Below are 14,172 nucleotides of genomic sequence, written 5' to 3' on the forward strand. Positions count from 1 at the left end.
ACTACTGTAATGGTTACAGTAAAGTCGGCGTCGTGAAACCTCCGATACGGGACGATGGCATCACCGCGGTCAAGCCGGACGGCTATCTGCGTGACCCCTATCCCCACTTCGCCGAGAAGCGCTGTGCCGGTGTCTTTCATGGCACGGTGATCGACTACTCGAAGACGCCGGAGTCGCTGCGCCCCGCCGACGGGTACGCCGCCATGTCGTTCGACGCGGTCAACCGGGTTTTCCGGGACGGCCGGGTGTTCAGCTCCGCCCTGTACGACACGACGATCGGGCTGTTCACCGGTCCCACCATCCTCGCGATGGAGGGCCGTCGGCACCGCAGCCACCGCGACCTCATCTCGGCGGCGTTCCGACCGAAATCGCTGGCGCAGTGGGAGCCGACGATCGTCCGGCCCGTGGTCGACGCGCTCATCGACGAGTTCGTCGAAGCCGGCACCGCCGACCTGGCCCGCCAGTTCACCCTCGAATTCCCGACCCGCGTCATCGCGCGGCTGCTCGGGTTGCCCGAGGAGGATCTGCCGATGTTCCGGCGGCGCGCCGTCGAGTTGATCAGCTACACGGTGGACTACCAGCGGGCGTTCGACGCCTCGGCGGCGCTCGAGACCTACTTCGTCGAACAGATGGACATGCGACGGTCGCAGCCGACCGACGACATCATCGGCGCGCTCGTCACCGCCGAGATCGACGGCGAGAGACTCAGCGACGAGGCGATCTACTCGTTCCTGCGCCTGCTGCTGCCCGCGGGGCTGGAGACGACGTTCCGCTCCTCGGGCAACCTGCTGTTCCTCCTGCTCAGCCATCCCGACCAGTTCGCCGCGGTGCAGGCCGACCGCGGGCTGATCCCCCAGGCCATCGAGGAGGGGCTGCGGTACGAGACACCGCTGACCACGGTGCAGCGGTTCACCACCGTAGACACCGAACTCGCCGGCGTGGCCATCCCGAAGCACGCCGTGGTCGACGCCTGCATCGGGTCGGCGAACCGCGACGAGACGCGCTGGGACCGCGCCGAGCAGTTCGACATCTTCCGCGACCGCACTCCGCACATCTCGTTCGCCGCCGGCGCGCACACCTGTCTCGGACTTCACCTGGCACGCATGGAGACCCGGGTCGCCCTGGAGTGCCTGCTCGAGCGGGTGACGGATCTGCGCCTGATCACCGACGACGATCCGCACATCTTCGGCCAGCCGTTCCGCTCACCGACCGCGATACCGGTGACGTTCCGGCCCGCCGAACGCTAACCCTTCGTCCGCGGTATCCGGTGGGCGATGGTCTTCGTCTCCAGATACTGCTCGAAACCCTCGATCCCGCACTGCCTTCCGACGCCACTGCTCTTGTAGCCGCCGAACGGCGCGTCGGCGCCGTAGAACATGCCGCCGTTGACCCCGATGGATCCGGTCCGGACCCGGTGAGCGATGCCCATACCCCGCTCCACCGAGGACGACACCACCGCGCCGGCCAGGCCGTAGGGGCTGTCGTTGGCGATCCGGACCGCCTCGTCGTCGTCGCCGAACGGGATGACCACCAGCACCGGACCGAAGATCTCCTCCCGGGCGATCGGCGCACCGTTGTCCACGCCGGTGATCAGCGTCGGTGCGACGAAGTGGCCGCCGGCGAGGTGGTCGGGCAGGTTGTCGACGAGACCCCCACCGGTGACGATCCGCGCGCCGTCGGCGCGCGCCCGGGCGCCCGCGTCGAGCACCTTGCGCTGCTGGCGGGCGCTGATGAGCGGGCCGACGAAGGTCGACGGGGATGCCGGGTCACCGACCGGTACCGCCTCGAACGCGGCGGCGATCTCGCCGACCGCCTTCTCGAGCAGTGATTCGTGGATGATCAGCCGCGTCGTCATCGCACACGCCTGACCCGCGTGCGCGAGCACGCCGATGGCGCCTGGCAGGATCCGCGCAGGGTTCGCGTCGTCGAGCACGATCAGCGCCGACTTTCCGCCCAGTTCGAGAAACGTCCGCTTCAGGGTGTCCGCGCCCTGACGCATCAACTGCCTGCCCACGGCCGTGGATCCGGTGAAGGACACCATGTCGACGCGCGGGTCCGCGCCGAGGACGGCGGCCACCTCATTGGACGGTGTCGGTACGACGTTGACCACCCCCGGCGGGATGTCGGTGCACGAGGCGATCAGCCGTCCGAGGCGTGTGGCGTTCCACGGCGTGTGCGGATCCGGTTTCAGGACAACGGTGTTGCCGGTGGCCAGCGCGGGGCCCAGTTTGTTGAGGATCACCTCGATGGGATAGTTCGACGGGGTGATCGCGGCGACCACGCCGACGGGTTCCTTGACGACCGTGCGCACGTTGCGCTCGCCGAACAGACCACCTCCCGGCAACGTTCGCGCCCAGTCGAAGTCGTCCACGAGCGCGGCGGGATAGCGCAGGGATTCGGCCAGCGGCCAGTCGAGTTGGGCGTCCCTGGTAGACATCACGGGGCATCCGACCTCGGCGATGAGTTCCTCGCGCAGTTCCTCGCGTTCGGATTCGATCGCCTCCTGCAGCTGATGCAGGCAGCGCACGCGCAGGGCACGGTCGGTCGACCAGTCGGATTCGTCGAAGGCGCGCCGCGCGGCGGCGATCGCCCGGTCCATGTCCTCGGCCGTGCCTGCCGCGGTGTCCCCCAGCACCCGCCCTGTGGCGGGGCTGTGGTTGTCGAACCGCTCGCCGGAGGACGACTCGGTGAGTTCGCCGTCGATCATCATCCGCGGTTCCGCCCGGCGGGCCGCCCGTTCCCCGACGTCGACGCTCGTCTCGGTACGGTCCTCGACGGCGTCGTTCACCGGTCCTCCTATAGGATCACAGTTGTTGGTGGCATAACTGTAACCATTACGGTAACCCGGCACCACGGTGCCTGTCCGCCCCGCCGAGATGTCAGGAGAGCCAGTGATCAAGGTGATGGAGGGCGTCCGGGTCCTCGAGGTCGCACAGTTCACGTTCGTGCCTGCGGCGGGTGCCATCCTCGCCGACTGGGGGGCCGACGTCATCAAGGTCGAACACCCGGTGCGCGGTGACACCCAGCGCGGGTTCATCAACATGGGCGGTTTCCAGCTCGATCCGAACCGTCACCCCCTGATCGAGCACCCGAACCGCGGTAAGCGGAGCGTGGGCATCGACGTGTCCACACCCGATGGTCAGGACGTGCTCTACGAGATCGCGAAGACCGCCGACGTCTTCCTGACCAACTACATGCCCGCGCAGCGGCAGAAGAACAAGTTCGACCTCGAGCACATCCGTGCGGTGAACCCGAACCTCATCTACGCCCGCGGCAGTGCCTACGGCGACAAGGGCCCCGAGCGCGACGTCGGCGGTTTCGACGGCACCGCGTTCTGGACGCGCAGCGGCGTGGGCCACGCGCTGACGCCGGAGGAGATCGGCGGCGCGCTCTCGCAGGGCATTCCGGCCTTCGGCGATTCGATCGGCGGGATGAACATCGCCGGCGGGATCTCGGCGGCACTGTTCCATCGCGAACGCACCGGGGAGGCGGTCGAACTCGACGTGTCGCTGCTGTCCACCGCCTGGTGGGCGGCGGGGGCCAGCGTGACCCAGGGTATGGAGACCGGCGAGACGATGCGCTCGCTGATGCCGGACTCGGCGAGCCCCTCGGTCAACCCGTTCCTCGGCAACTACCTCACCTCCGACGGCGGCACCATCAACCTGTGCATCGTCAGTCCCACCGGGTACATCCGGGACGCCTTCGAACATCTCGGGCTGCCCGAACTGGCCGACGACCCACGGTTCAATGACGTCATGCCGCTCATCGAGAACGCCCCCGCCGCAGTCGAACTCATCGCCGCGTCCGTCCGCAGCAAGCCTTTCGACTACTGGCGCGAACACCTCAAGACGATGAAGGGCCAGTGGGCGCCGTTCCAGAGCCTGGTCGACCTCGGCACCGACGAGCAGGCCATCGCCAACGACATGATCGTCGAGGTCGAGGCAACCGATGGCGGCGACCCGTTCAAGGTGGTGCGCGGACCGGTGCAGTTCAACCACGAACCGCTGGTGACGACCCGCGCACCGCAGGCCTCCGAACACACCGAGATCGTGTTGATGGAGTTGGGTCTGAACTGGGACCGCATCGAGGCGCTCAAGGACTCGGGCGCGATCGCCTGACCAGTCCGGTCCAGGCACTTACCGTAAGCCTTACAGTTGGTATACCATCGCGGCATGAACGACGTCGCGATCATTGGTGTCGGCCTGCACCCGTTCGGCCGGTTCGAAGGCAAGACGGCGATGCAGATGGGTGTCGACGCCATCTTCGACGCGGTGGACGACGCCGGTGTGGCGTGGTCGGACGTCCAGTTCGCCACCGGAGGCAGCTGGACGGTCGCCAACCCCGACGCCATCGTCGGCATGGTCGGGCTCTCCGGCATTCCGTTCACCAACGTGTTCAACGCCTGCGCCACCGCGGCGAGCGCGTTGAAGGCGTGCGCAGACGGAATCCGCGTCGGCGACTACGACATCGGCATCGCGATCGGCCTGGACAAGCATCCGCGGGGTGCGTTCACCGAGGATCCGGCACTGGTGGGCATGCCGTCCTGGTACGCGGAGAACGGCCAGTACCTCACCACGCAGTTCTTCGGCATGAAGGCCAACCGCTACCTGCACGACCATCAGATCTCCCACGCCACGCTCGCGAAGGTGGCCGCCAAGAACTTCCGCAACGGCGCGCTGAATCCCTACGCGTTCCGGCGCAAGCCGATGACGGAGGAGCAGATCCTCAACTCGGCGATGCTGAACTATCCGCTGACGCAGTACATGTTCTGCGCGCCGGACGAAGGCGCCGCCGCGGTGGTGATGTGCCGCGCCGACCTGGCCCACCGCTACACCGCCAAACCGGTGTACCTGCGGGCCGTCGAGGTGCGCACCCGGCGCTACGGTGCCTACGAGGTCAACACGACCTTCGCGCCCGTCGAGGAGGACGTCGCGCCGACGGTGTACGCGGCGAGGTCGGCGTTCGAGAAGGCCGGTGTCGCCCCGGACGACGTCGACGTCGTCCAGTTGCAGGACACCGACGCCGGAGCCGAGATCATCCACATGGCCGAATGTGGTTTCTGCGACGACGGTGAGCAGGAGAAGCTGCTGGCCGACGGCGCCACCGAGATCGGCGGCCGGCTGCCGGTCAACACCGACGGTGGTCTCATCGCCAACGGTGAACCGATCGGCGCGTCCGGTCTGCGCCAGATCCACGAGCTGGTACGGCAATTGCGCGGCGAAGCCGGTGACCGTCAGGTTCCCGGCGAGCCGCGGGTAGGTTTCGCCCAGCTCTACGGAGCCCCCGGTACGGCGGCGGCGACGGTGGTGACGCGGTGACGACGCAGTTCACCGAGGCGCCGATCTTCGATGCCGACCAGCACATGTACGAGACGGCCGACGCGCTGACCAGATTCCTGCCCGAGAAGTACTCGCGCGCCGTGCAATACGCGCAGTTCGGTCGGCAGACGCGCATCGTGATCAACAACCGGGTCACCGACTTCATCCCGAACCCGACGTTCGAACGCGTCGCCGCACCGGGGGCCCACGAGAAGTTCTTCGCCGGGGAGAACACCGAGGGCCTGACGCTGCGCGAGATGCAGGGCAAGCCGATCCCGGCGCCGGCGGCGACCCGCAACCCGCAGGACCGGGTGGCAGAGCTGGACCGCCAGGGCGTCGTCGAGGCGCTGAACTATCCCACACTGGCCAGCCTGGTCGAGCACTCGTCGGCCGACGACCCCGAGCTGACGCTCGCCATCATCCATGCGCTCAACGAGTGGATGCTCGAGCACTGGACCTACGCCTATGAGGACCGGGTGTTCTCGACCCCGATCATCAACCTGTCCGAGGTCGACGGCGCGCAGCGGGAACTGGAGTACATCCTCGCGGGTGGCGCGAAGGTGGCGCTGATCAAACCCGGACCCGTCAAGGGCATTCGGGGCTGGCGGTCACCGGCGTTGCCGGAATTCGACCCGTTCTGGCGTGACGTCGAGGCCGCGGGCCTGCCGATCGTGTTGCACGCCAGCTATCCCCCGCTCGACGACTACGTCTCCAAGTGGGAGCCACCACACACCCAGAACTTCATGGCGCAGAGCGCATTCCGCTGGATGGTGCTGGGCCACCGAGAGATCGCCGACATGATCACCAGCCTGATCTGCCACGGTACGCTGACCCGCTTCCCGCGCCTGCGGATCGCCAGCGTGGAGAACGGCAGTTCCTGGATCCACCCGCTCTTCGACGACTTCGCCGACCTGTACAAGAAGATGCCGCAGAATTTCCCCGAACACCCGCATGAGGTGTTCCGGCGCAACATCTGGGTCAGCCCGTTCTGGGAGGGCTGCGTCGCCGACGTCGTCGAGACGGTCGGATGGGACCGCGTGCTCTTCGGTTCGGACTACCCGCATCCGGAAGGGCTGACCGAACCGAGGGGCTTCTGGCGCTACGCCGAGTCCATGGACCAGCGCCGTACCTACGACTTCATGGGCGACAACGCCCGCCGGTTCATGGGGCTGCCCGTCCAGAATCCCGCGCTCGCTGCCTGAAACCGCCGCGTACTACGACGACGCGTAACTGGGCTTGCCGAGACCGAGCGCGTACTGCGCGATCATGTTCCGGAACACCTCGAGTGTGCCACCGTAGATCCCCACCAACGGGGCGAACCGGTACACGTACTCGGCGCCGCCGTCGTCGGCCGCACCGTCGGTGCCGATGGGCAGCGACGACGCGACGCCCAGGATGTCCATCAGGTCCGGTGAGACGTCGCGCATGGTCTGCGCGATGGCGACCCGGCCGAAAATGCTCGGGGCACTCAGGGCGGCCTCGACCCGTGCGGCGCTGCGCCCCAGTCGGTAGGCCACCGACTGGTCGTCGATGAGGCGGCGCCCACCGGGATCGGGGAGGCAGACCTTCCCGGCGATCCGGTCGAGGGCGTCGGCCATGAACCCGGCCTGGTGCATCATGATCGACACGTCGGCCAGACCGTCCTCCGCGGCGGCGACCGCCCCGTGTTCGGCGTTGAGCGGTTCCCGCAACACGGTCCACCCTCCGTTGACCTCGCCGAGACGGAAGCGGTCGTCGACCCGTACGTCGCTGTAGTAGACGATGTTGGTGCGGTCGCCGTCGACGGTGCGGATGCCCTGGATCTCGATACCCGGCGAGTCGAGCGGCACCAGGAACATCGTCAGGCTCTGGTGTTTGGGCGCCGTCGGATCGGTGTTGGTGATGAGGAAGACGTACTGGCAGTTGTGCGCCCCTGTGGTGAACATCTTGGAGCCGTTCACAATCCAGTGGTCGCCGTCGCGCACCGCGCGGGTCTTGCAGGTCGCGATGTCCGACCCGCCCTCGGGTTCGGTGTAACCCAGGCACAACCGCACATGGCCGCTGAACACCCGCGGCAGCACGTCGTCACGGACCTCGGGAGTGGCGAACCTGGCCACCGAACGCGCCACCATCGACGTCGTCCCCCAGGTCACCCACGGCACGTGGAAGCGGCGCTTCTCCTGTTCCCAGATGCGCCTGCGGACCCGACTGAAGCCGCCGTCGGCCTCCGGCTTCCACTCGCGCTCCAGGTATCCGGCCGCGCCGAGGGCCAGATGCACGCCTTCGTCGAAGTTGTCGCCGGTCTCGCGGTCGCGCCGTTTGACCTCCTCGGTCACGTGCTCGCGCAGGAAGGCGCGCACCTCGTCGCGGAATTGCGCATCCTCGTCGGACAGTTCGACCCGGGAGAAATCCATCTACTCGCTCCGTCCTGCGCGGCTCTCACGGTCGGCGACGATCGCCGCGATGCGTTGGGCGGTCAGCCCGGGATCGCCTCCGGCCAGCGGCCATCCGCGGGCACGGACGAGGTACGCCGTGGCCGCCGCCTCCGCGGATACCCCGAGGCCACCCTGGACGTGCACGGCCATGGTGGCGGCCTTGGCGGCCTCCTCGGCCATGAACACGAACGCCGACGGCGCGAGTTCCGGACGTTCGTCGGGTTCATTGTCGAGGAACCATGCCGCGCGCCGCACCAGGTTGCGCCCGCCCTGCACGACGATCGCGATGTTGGCCAGGGGGTGCGAGATGCCCTGCAGCGTCGAGATGGGCACGCCGAGCGTGTACCGGTTCTTGGCGAACTCCGCGGCGATGGTCATCGTCTCTTCGACGAGCCCGACGAGCGCGGCCGCGGTGAGCAACCGCCATTCCATCAGGGCGCGGTCGTGCGCCGCGACCGCGTCCGAGCCTGCGGCGAGGACCGTGCGGGTGTCGGCCGCGGCCGGATCCACCCACGCCATCGGGAGCTTGCCGATGTTGTCCACGCGCCCCGGGCGGGTGCCGAAGCCCAGCCGCACCACCTCGTCGCCGTCCCGCACGACGATGTGGTCGGCGATGGATCCGCCGGTGATCAGCCGCAGCCCCGGCGCGGCGTCGAGGCGCAGGTCGAGGGCGGCGAGTTCGTCCCCGGCGACGACGCCGGACTCCAGCCCGTCCAGCGCGGCGAGCAGGCGGGCGGCCACCACGTGCTCGATCCACGGCACCGGCGCCAGGCTGCGGCCGATCTCCTCGGCCACCAGCGTCAGGTCGACCAGCGTCGCACCGTCCCCGCCCGCCGACTCGGGCAGTGCCATCGTGGTCGCGCCCATGGCGCACAACCGTTCCCACAGGCTCTTGTCGAAACCGGACGCCTCCGCGGCCCGCACGGTCTCGATCGGACAGTGCGTCTTGAAGAACTGCCGGTAGGCGGACTGCAGATCGACGTGGTCCTCGGAGAGGCGGTAGTCGAGTCTGCGCAGTTCGTAGCGGTCCATCACAGCTCCTGTCCGCAGAAGAAGAACTCCTGGGCGTTGTTGTACAGGTAGTTCTCGAGCACGTCGGGGGGCAGGTCCAGCGCCAGCGCCTCGGGCACCACCCGACTCTGCCGGAGCACGGGCCAGTCGGAGGCGAAGATCACCTTGTCCTTCCCGCGGGTGCGCATGAAGTGCAACAGGCTGTCGGGCAAGCGCTTCGGCGACCACGCCGAGGTCATCAATCGCAGGTTGCGGTACTTGATCATCAGCCGGATCGCCACGTCCCACCACGGGTCGGCGCCGTGGATCATGCACAGCTTCAACTCCGGGAAGCGGACGCACACCCGGTCGAGGTGGATGGGGTTCTGCACCTCGCCCGGGATCGGCGGGCCGGGCAGTCCGGTGTTGACGCACAACGGCAGACCGAGTTCGGCGCATTTCGTGTAGAGCGGATAGTAGACGGCGTCGCTGGGCGGGTACATGCCATCGCCCCAGAAGCTGGGCCCGACAACGGCATACGCGACAGGCAGGTCGGTGGCCACAGCCTGCAGTTCACTTAGCGACGGCATCGGCCGGAGCAGGTTGAGACCACCGACCGCGAGGGCGAACTTGTCGGGCCGTTCCGCGACGAACTTGCGCGCGGTGACCGAGGGTTTGGCCAGATTGTCCATCAGGACGGCCTTCTCGACACCGTGCTCGGCCATCTCGTCGAGCAGCGCGGGCAGTTCGACCTGGTCGTAGAGCGACCGCGGGCCCTTGAAGTAGTCGTCGCGCACCTTGAGCATGAACTCGGGTTGGTTGGCCGTCTCCCCGAAATGCACGTTGACGAGGCAGTCCAGGACTCTCGGGCTCACAGTCGGCCCGCCAGCGAATCGGGCTGAGTCACCTGGCTCTTGGCCCACCGGTAGTCGGCTTTCCCGTTGCCCAGCCGGCGCACCCGGTCGACGAAGATGAACTCCTTCGGGGCTTTGAACCGGGCCAGGGCCGATGTGCACGCCTCCCGCAGCGTCTCGGTCACGAGGTCGGCACCGGGCTTCTTCTCGATCAGCGCGACGATCTCCTGCCCCCAGCGCTCGCTGTCCCGACCCACCACCAGGGCGTCGGCCACCCCGCTCTGGGCGCGCAGCACCTCTTCGACCTCCTCGACGAACACCTTCTCGCCACCGGTGTTGACGACCAGTGCGTCACGCCCGAACAGGCGCAGGGTGCCGTCGGCCTCCAGGGCCGCGCGGTCCCCCGAGATGACGACGCGGCGCCCGTCGACCTCGGGGAAGGTTCGTCGCGTGGCCGCGGCGTCGTCGAAGTATCCCAGCGGAATCCGGCCTTCCCTTGCCACCCAGCCGATCTCGTCCTCACCGGGTAGCAGGAACCGGCTACGGTCCTCCGACAGCACCACGACGCCGTCGCGTCGCTCGAACGTGTCCTTCCGGTCGTCGAGCAGACTGCGCCCGAACGCCATGTTTCCGGTCTCCGAGGACCCGTATCCGTTGATGAGCGTGATCTGTGGGAGGAGTTCGAGCAGTGCGTCCTGATGGCGCTGATTGGTCGCCGCACCGCCGGTGCCGATCGCGAACAGCGACGACAGATCGTAGGGGCGGCGACGCAGTTCGGCGATCAGCGGCCCCGCGTACGCATCCCCGACCATGGTCATCAGACCGACCTTCTCCCGCTCGGCGGTGGCCAGCACCGCGGCCGGGTCGAGGGTGGGTTTGTCGTAGAGAATCACCGTCTGGCCGTTCAGCAACGCGGCGAACGCGGTCCACATGCCTGCGGCGTGCATCAGCGGGGACACCGCGAACCACGGCGGGCCCGCGTGCTGCACCTTGTCGTGGATCTCGGCCACCGACTCGTGGTCGGCTCCGTTCATCGACACCACGTAGGTGTCGGACTGTCGCCACATCACCCCCTTGGGGCGTCCCGTCGTCCCGCCGGTGCAGATCATCATCACGTCGTCCGGCGACGGCGTGACCGGCTGGTCCGCTTCGCCGCCGGCGAGCGCATCCTCGAGGGGGACCGAGCCGGTCAATTCGGGCGCCCCGCTGCCGTCGTCGATCGAGATCATCACGTCGACCCCGTCCCGGGGCAGGACGTCGGCGAACTTGGCGCCGAGCGAGCGGTGGAAGACGACCGCGCGCGGACGCAGATAGCTCAGCAGTTCGTCGACCTCGCGCGGGGTGTAGTTGAAATTCACGTTGACCGGCACGGCACGCGCCTTGAGCGCGCCGACCACCACGTCCGGGTACAGGTCGTTGTGCATGATCAGGGCGACCCGGTCCTGTCCGCACTCCCACCCGTCGAGCGCGTCGCGCTCCCGATGGGCGCCGATCCCGTTGGCGAGCAGGAAGTTCGCGAGTCGGCGGGTCCGTTCGGCGGTCTGCGCATAGGTGCTCCTGCGGTCGCCGCAGACCGTCATCAACCGGTCCGGTATCGCTTCGGCGATCGCGTCGACGACACCGCCGATGGTCCACTCCCCCATGTTTCAGACGTTCGCCGTGACGCCGCGGAGAAGTTCGAGCGCGTTGTCCCGCATCACTTTCCGCGTATCCTCGGCGCTGAACTCCGGGAATTGCGGGATGTCGGCGGTGAACGTCATCGGATCGGCCAGGCCCTCACCGTGCGGCCAGTCGGACCCGAAGAGGATCTTGTCGACGCCGATGGTCTCGGCCAGCAGCTTCACATCGTCCTCGTAATACGGCGCGATCCAGACGTTGTTCTTGAGCTGCTCGACCGGGTCTTCCCTGTAGTGGTACGGCGCGGTGTTGGCGGATTTCTTCAGCCGCTTGATCAGGCGGTACACGAAGTAGGAGCCGTTCTCGATGCTCGCCACCTTCAGCGTCGGATGCCGGGTGAACACCTGGTGCACGATCATCGACGCCATCGAGTCGTGGATGGCGCGGTCGTCGAGCAGCACCTGGTCCAGTGGGTCCTTCTTGCCGAAGCCCTCGAACGTGGCCTGGCCGCCCCACAGCGCCGCGATCGCGAGGTACCCGCTGTCGGAGAGGTGGAAGATGACCGGGACGCCGGCTTCGGCGAGCCGTGCCCACACCGGATCGTGGACCGGGTCGCCCAGTGAGCGAGGCTTGACCAGCCCCGGCACCGGCGCAGGCCGCACGCACACGATCTTCGCGCCGCGACTCAGGACGAATTCCACCTCCTCGACCGCTTTTTCGGGATCGGCGAGCGAGATGATGGGCGCGGACAGGAACCGGTGGTCGGGACGGTCGAACCCCCAGTCCTCGTCGAGCCACAGGTTGAACGCGTGGACCGACGCCATGGTCGCCTCGATGTCGTGTTTGAGCGCCTCCTCCACACCGCAGGCGAAGGTCGGCAGCATGAACGCCGTCTCGAGGTTCTGCTTGTCGAGGATCTTCAGGCGCGCGTCACGGTTCTGGTACTCGGGGTGGTCGGCCAACCGATCCACCTTCATCAGTGATGCCGGGTCCACGCCCTCGGGGATCTCTCCGCGGAAGAGCAGATCGAGACAGCCGGGCTCGATGATCGGGTCGAACGTCGGGTTGGGGATGAAATGGTTGACCACACCCCCCATGACGGCGAACGTGCGCTTGCCCTCGGTCAGCATCTGCACGCCGCGGCGCTTGAACTCCTTCGGCAGGTGGCGGGTGAACGCGTCGAGCGGTTCGTAGTAGTGGTTGTCGACGTCGATCGCCCTGTAGTCGAGTGTCATTGCGGTCCCTCCTGCAACATCGGAAAACTCGGCGCCCGCTTCTCGAGGAAGCTCACGATCCCCTCGATGACGTCGGGGCGCAGCAGCGATTCACCCATCAACTTCTCCGCCCTGGCACTGGCGTCGACGACGTCACGCTCGGCATCCCCGTAGGTCTGTTCCTTGATGACCGCCAGCGACGCCGGCGAACAATTCGCGGCGATGTCCTCGGCGTACGCCACCGCGCGCGCCAGGAGATCGCCGGGCGCGACGACCTCCTTGACCAGACCGAGGTGGGCCGCTTCGTCGGCGTAGAAGGTCCGTCCGCTGAGCAGAAGATCCATCGCGGCGCCGAAACCCACGAGGCGCGGCAGGATCCACGAGATGCCGTACTCGGCGATCAGACCGCGGCGGGCGAACGACGTCGCGAACTTCGCACCGTCGGCGGCGAATCGGACGTCGCACATCAGCGCGTGGGTCAGCCCGATGCCGACGCAGGATCCGTTGACCGCCGCGATGACCGGCTTGGGCAGTGCGGTGAGGAAGTGCGGGTGGCGCTCCCCGACGATCTTGCTGACGTCGTGGTTCTCACCGTTGCCCAGTGAGTCGCCGATGGTGGCCATCGACCCCAGATGCGCTCCGGCGCAGAAGGCGCGACCGTTGCCGGTGAGCACGATCGCCCGCACCTGCGGGTCTGCCTCGGCACGATCCATCGCGGCATAGAACCCGGCCGAGATGTCGCTACCCCAGGTGTTGAGGCGTTCGGGGCGATTCAGCGTGACGACGGCGACGCCGCTGGACCTGACGTCGTAGAGGACGGCATCCGGGTCGGCATCCCCAGCAGTCACCGCATCGGCTCCTCGTGATCGGCGCACCTCGCTTTAGGTACTCATACTGTATACCTATCGGTAGCGCATTCCACAAGAACGGCGTGCCCCACGTCGGGGCAGGTCAAGGGCGTTGTCCCTCAGGTGAAGTCGCTGCCGCCGTCGACGTTGACGTTCGCCCCGGTCATGTACGAATTGCGCCGGGACGCGAGGAACGCCGCGACGGGCCCGATCTCCGAGGGCAGGCCGGCCCTCGGCAGATGCGCCGGATGGCCGAAGTGTTCGGTGATCGCGTCCATCAACCGGTACGGGTCACCGCCGTCGACCCCGACCGACTCCGCCCACCCGGTGAGCGCCTCGGAGGCGATGCTGCCCGGCGAGACGACGTTGACCAGGATCTCGTCGCGGGCGAGCGTGAGCGACAGGTTCTTCGACACGCTGGTCACCATCGCTTTCGCGGCGGTGTACGCGGGCAGGATGACGCTCTGCCGCTGCGTCGACTGCGCCGAGAAGTTCACGATGCGGGCCCATGACGCCCTGCGTAGCAGCGGAAGCGCGGCGCGTACGCACCGCACCATCCCGAGCACCCCGCTCTCGACGGCGGCGCGCCACTGGTCGTCGGACAGCGATTCGAAATCCCCGCGCACGTCCGGACCGACGGTGTTGACGAGGATGTTGAGCGCGCCGCCCCACCGGCCGGACACTTCGGCGAACGCGTGCTCGACCTGATCGGCCTCACCGATGTCGGCGAAGATGCCGACCGCGTCGGGGCTGCCGTGGTCGGCCAGTTCGGCCGTGGCACGATCCAGTACGTCCTTCGACCGGCCGACGAGCGCGATCTTCGCGCCGTCCTCCGCGAGGCACCGGGCGGTGGCCAGCCCCATCCCGCGACCGCCGCCCACCACCACCGCGGTGGCGTCGGTCAGTCCGAGGTCCAT

At 67.7% G+C, this 14,172-nt stretch carries 12 protein-coding genes; 4 read left to right on the forward strand and 8 right to left on the reverse strand.

The genetic code is table 11. The features are described from left to right. Nucleotides 1-32 precede the first annotated feature (32 nt). The gene (locus tag AU196_RS20945; protein ID WP_059096999.1) at nucleotides 33-1,247 is read left to right on the forward strand and encodes a cytochrome P450; all 1,215 of its coding nucleotides are present in this window, start codon (nucleotides 33-35) and stop codon (nucleotides 1,245-1,247) included. On the opposite strand, the gene AU196_RS20950 is transcribed toward AU196_RS20945, so the two are convergent. After that, entirely contained in the window at nucleotides 1,244-2,788 is a 1,545-nt protein-coding gene (locus AU196_RS20950; protein WP_059097000.1) for an aldehyde dehydrogenase family protein, read from the reverse strand. The genes AU196_RS20945 and AU196_RS20950 overlap by 4 nt on opposite strands. Before the next feature lie 115 nt (nucleotides 2,789-2,903). On the opposite strand from AU196_RS20950, the gene AU196_RS20955 reads away from it, so the two are divergent. From AU196_RS20955 to AU196_RS20965, 3 genes are read left to right on the forward strand one after another with little or no spacing between them, the layout of a single operon-like run. Then, nucleotides 2,904-4,118, forward strand: a complete 1,215-nt coding sequence (locus AU196_RS20955) for a CaiB/BaiF CoA transferase family protein (protein ID WP_059097157.1) — start codon at nucleotides 2,904-2,906, stop codon at nucleotides 4,116-4,118. Between the two features lie 54 nt (nucleotides 4,119-4,172). Continuing rightward, entirely contained in the window at nucleotides 4,173-5,318 is a 1,146-nt protein-coding gene (locus tag AU196_RS20960; protein WP_059097001.1) for a thiolase family protein, read from the forward strand. Between the two features lie 44 nt (nucleotides 5,319-5,362). Continuing rightward, on the forward strand, nucleotides 5,363-6,520 hold the full coding sequence (locus tag AU196_RS20965) for an amidohydrolase family protein (RefSeq protein WP_197415865.1): 1,158 nt from the start codon (nucleotides 5,363-5,365) through the stop codon (nucleotides 6,518-6,520). 12 nt (nucleotides 6,521-6,532) lie between these two features. Here AU196_RS20965 and AU196_RS20970 read toward each other — a convergent pair whose 3' ends face one another. From AU196_RS20970 to AU196_RS21000, 7 genes are all read right to left on the reverse strand, one after another. Further along, nucleotides 6,533-7,711 carry an acyl-CoA dehydrogenase family protein gene (locus AU196_RS20970; RefSeq protein WP_059097003.1) on the reverse strand — a complete coding sequence of 393 codons (1,179 nt, stop codon included), beginning with the start codon at nucleotides 7,709-7,711 and terminating at the stop codon, nucleotides 6,533-6,535. Beyond that, nucleotides 7,712-8,764 (reverse strand): acyl-CoA dehydrogenase family protein, encoded by a 1,053-nt coding sequence (locus tag AU196_RS20975; protein ID WP_059097004.1) that lies wholly within the window; start codon nucleotides 8,762-8,764, stop codon nucleotides 7,712-7,714. Further along, complete coding sequence (locus AU196_RS20980; protein ID WP_059097005.1) at nucleotides 8,764-9,597, reverse strand: amidohydrolase family protein; 834 nt, start codon at nucleotides 9,595-9,597, stop codon at nucleotides 8,764-8,766. Before AU196_RS20980 ends, AU196_RS20975 begins: the two co-directional genes overlap by 1 nt. Continuing rightward, nucleotides 9,594-11,219: an acyl-CoA synthetase gene (locus tag AU196_RS20985; RefSeq protein ID WP_059097006.1), complete on the reverse strand. Its 1,626-nt coding sequence runs from the start codon at nucleotides 11,217-11,219 to the stop codon at nucleotides 9,594-9,596. Before AU196_RS20985 ends, AU196_RS20980 begins: the two co-directional genes overlap by 4 nt. A 3-nt stretch (nucleotides 11,220-11,222) precedes the next feature. After that, nucleotides 11,223-12,428 (reverse strand): amidohydrolase family protein, encoded by a 1,206-nt coding sequence (locus AU196_RS20990; protein ID WP_059097007.1) that lies wholly within the window; start codon nucleotides 12,426-12,428, stop codon nucleotides 11,223-11,225. Then, nucleotides 12,425-13,255 (reverse strand): enoyl-CoA hydratase, encoded by an 831-nt coding sequence (locus AU196_RS20995; RefSeq protein ID WP_059097008.1) that lies wholly within the window; start codon nucleotides 13,253-13,255, stop codon nucleotides 12,425-12,427. The genes AU196_RS20990 and AU196_RS20995 overlap by 4 nt, the downstream gene beginning before the upstream one ends. Nucleotides 13,256-13,374: 119 nt before the next feature. Further along, nucleotides 13,375-14,172, reverse strand: a complete 798-nt coding sequence (locus AU196_RS21000; RefSeq protein ID WP_059097009.1) for an SDR family NAD(P)-dependent oxidoreductase — start codon at nucleotides 14,170-14,172, stop codon at nucleotides 13,375-13,377.

Origin of the sequence: Mycobacterium sp. IS-1742, assembly GCF_001500125.1 — a bacterium.
Taxonomy (GTDB): domain Bacteria; phylum Actinomycetota; class Actinomycetes; order Mycobacteriales; family Mycobacteriaceae; genus Mycobacterium.

Excerpts from the sequence above, each read along its gene's own strand:
- AU196_RS20965 (WP_197415865.1), top strand. The coding sequence starts at position 5,363 with ATGTACGAGACGGCCGACGCGCTGACCAGATTCCTGCCCGAGAAGTAC.
- AU196_RS20975 (WP_059097004.1), bottom strand. The coding sequence starts at position 8,764 with ATGGACCGCTACGAACTGCGCAGACTCGACTACCGCCTCTCCGAGGAC.
- AU196_RS20985 (WP_059097006.1), bottom strand. The coding sequence starts at position 11,219 with ATGGGGGAGTGGACCATCGGCGGTGTCGTCGACGCGATCGCCGAAGCG.
- AU196_RS20990 (WP_059097007.1), bottom strand. The coding sequence starts at position 12,428 with ATGACACTCGACTACAGGGCGATCGACGTCGACAACCACTACTACGAA.
- AU196_RS20955 (WP_059097157.1), top strand. The coding sequence starts at position 2,904 with ATGGAGGGCGTCCGGGTCCTCGAGGTCGCACAGTTCACGTTCGTGCCT.
- AU196_RS21000 (WP_059097009.1), bottom strand. The coding sequence starts at position 14,172 with ATGGACCTCGGACTGACCGACGCCACCGCGGTGGTGGTGGGCGGCGGT.
- AU196_RS20960 (WP_059097001.1), top strand. The coding sequence starts at position 4,173 with ATGAACGACGTCGCGATCATTGGTGTCGGCCTGCACCCGTTCGGCCGG.
- AU196_RS20970 (WP_059097003.1), bottom strand. The coding sequence starts at position 7,711 with ATGGATTTCTCCCGGGTCGAACTGTCCGACGAGGATGCGCAATTCCGC.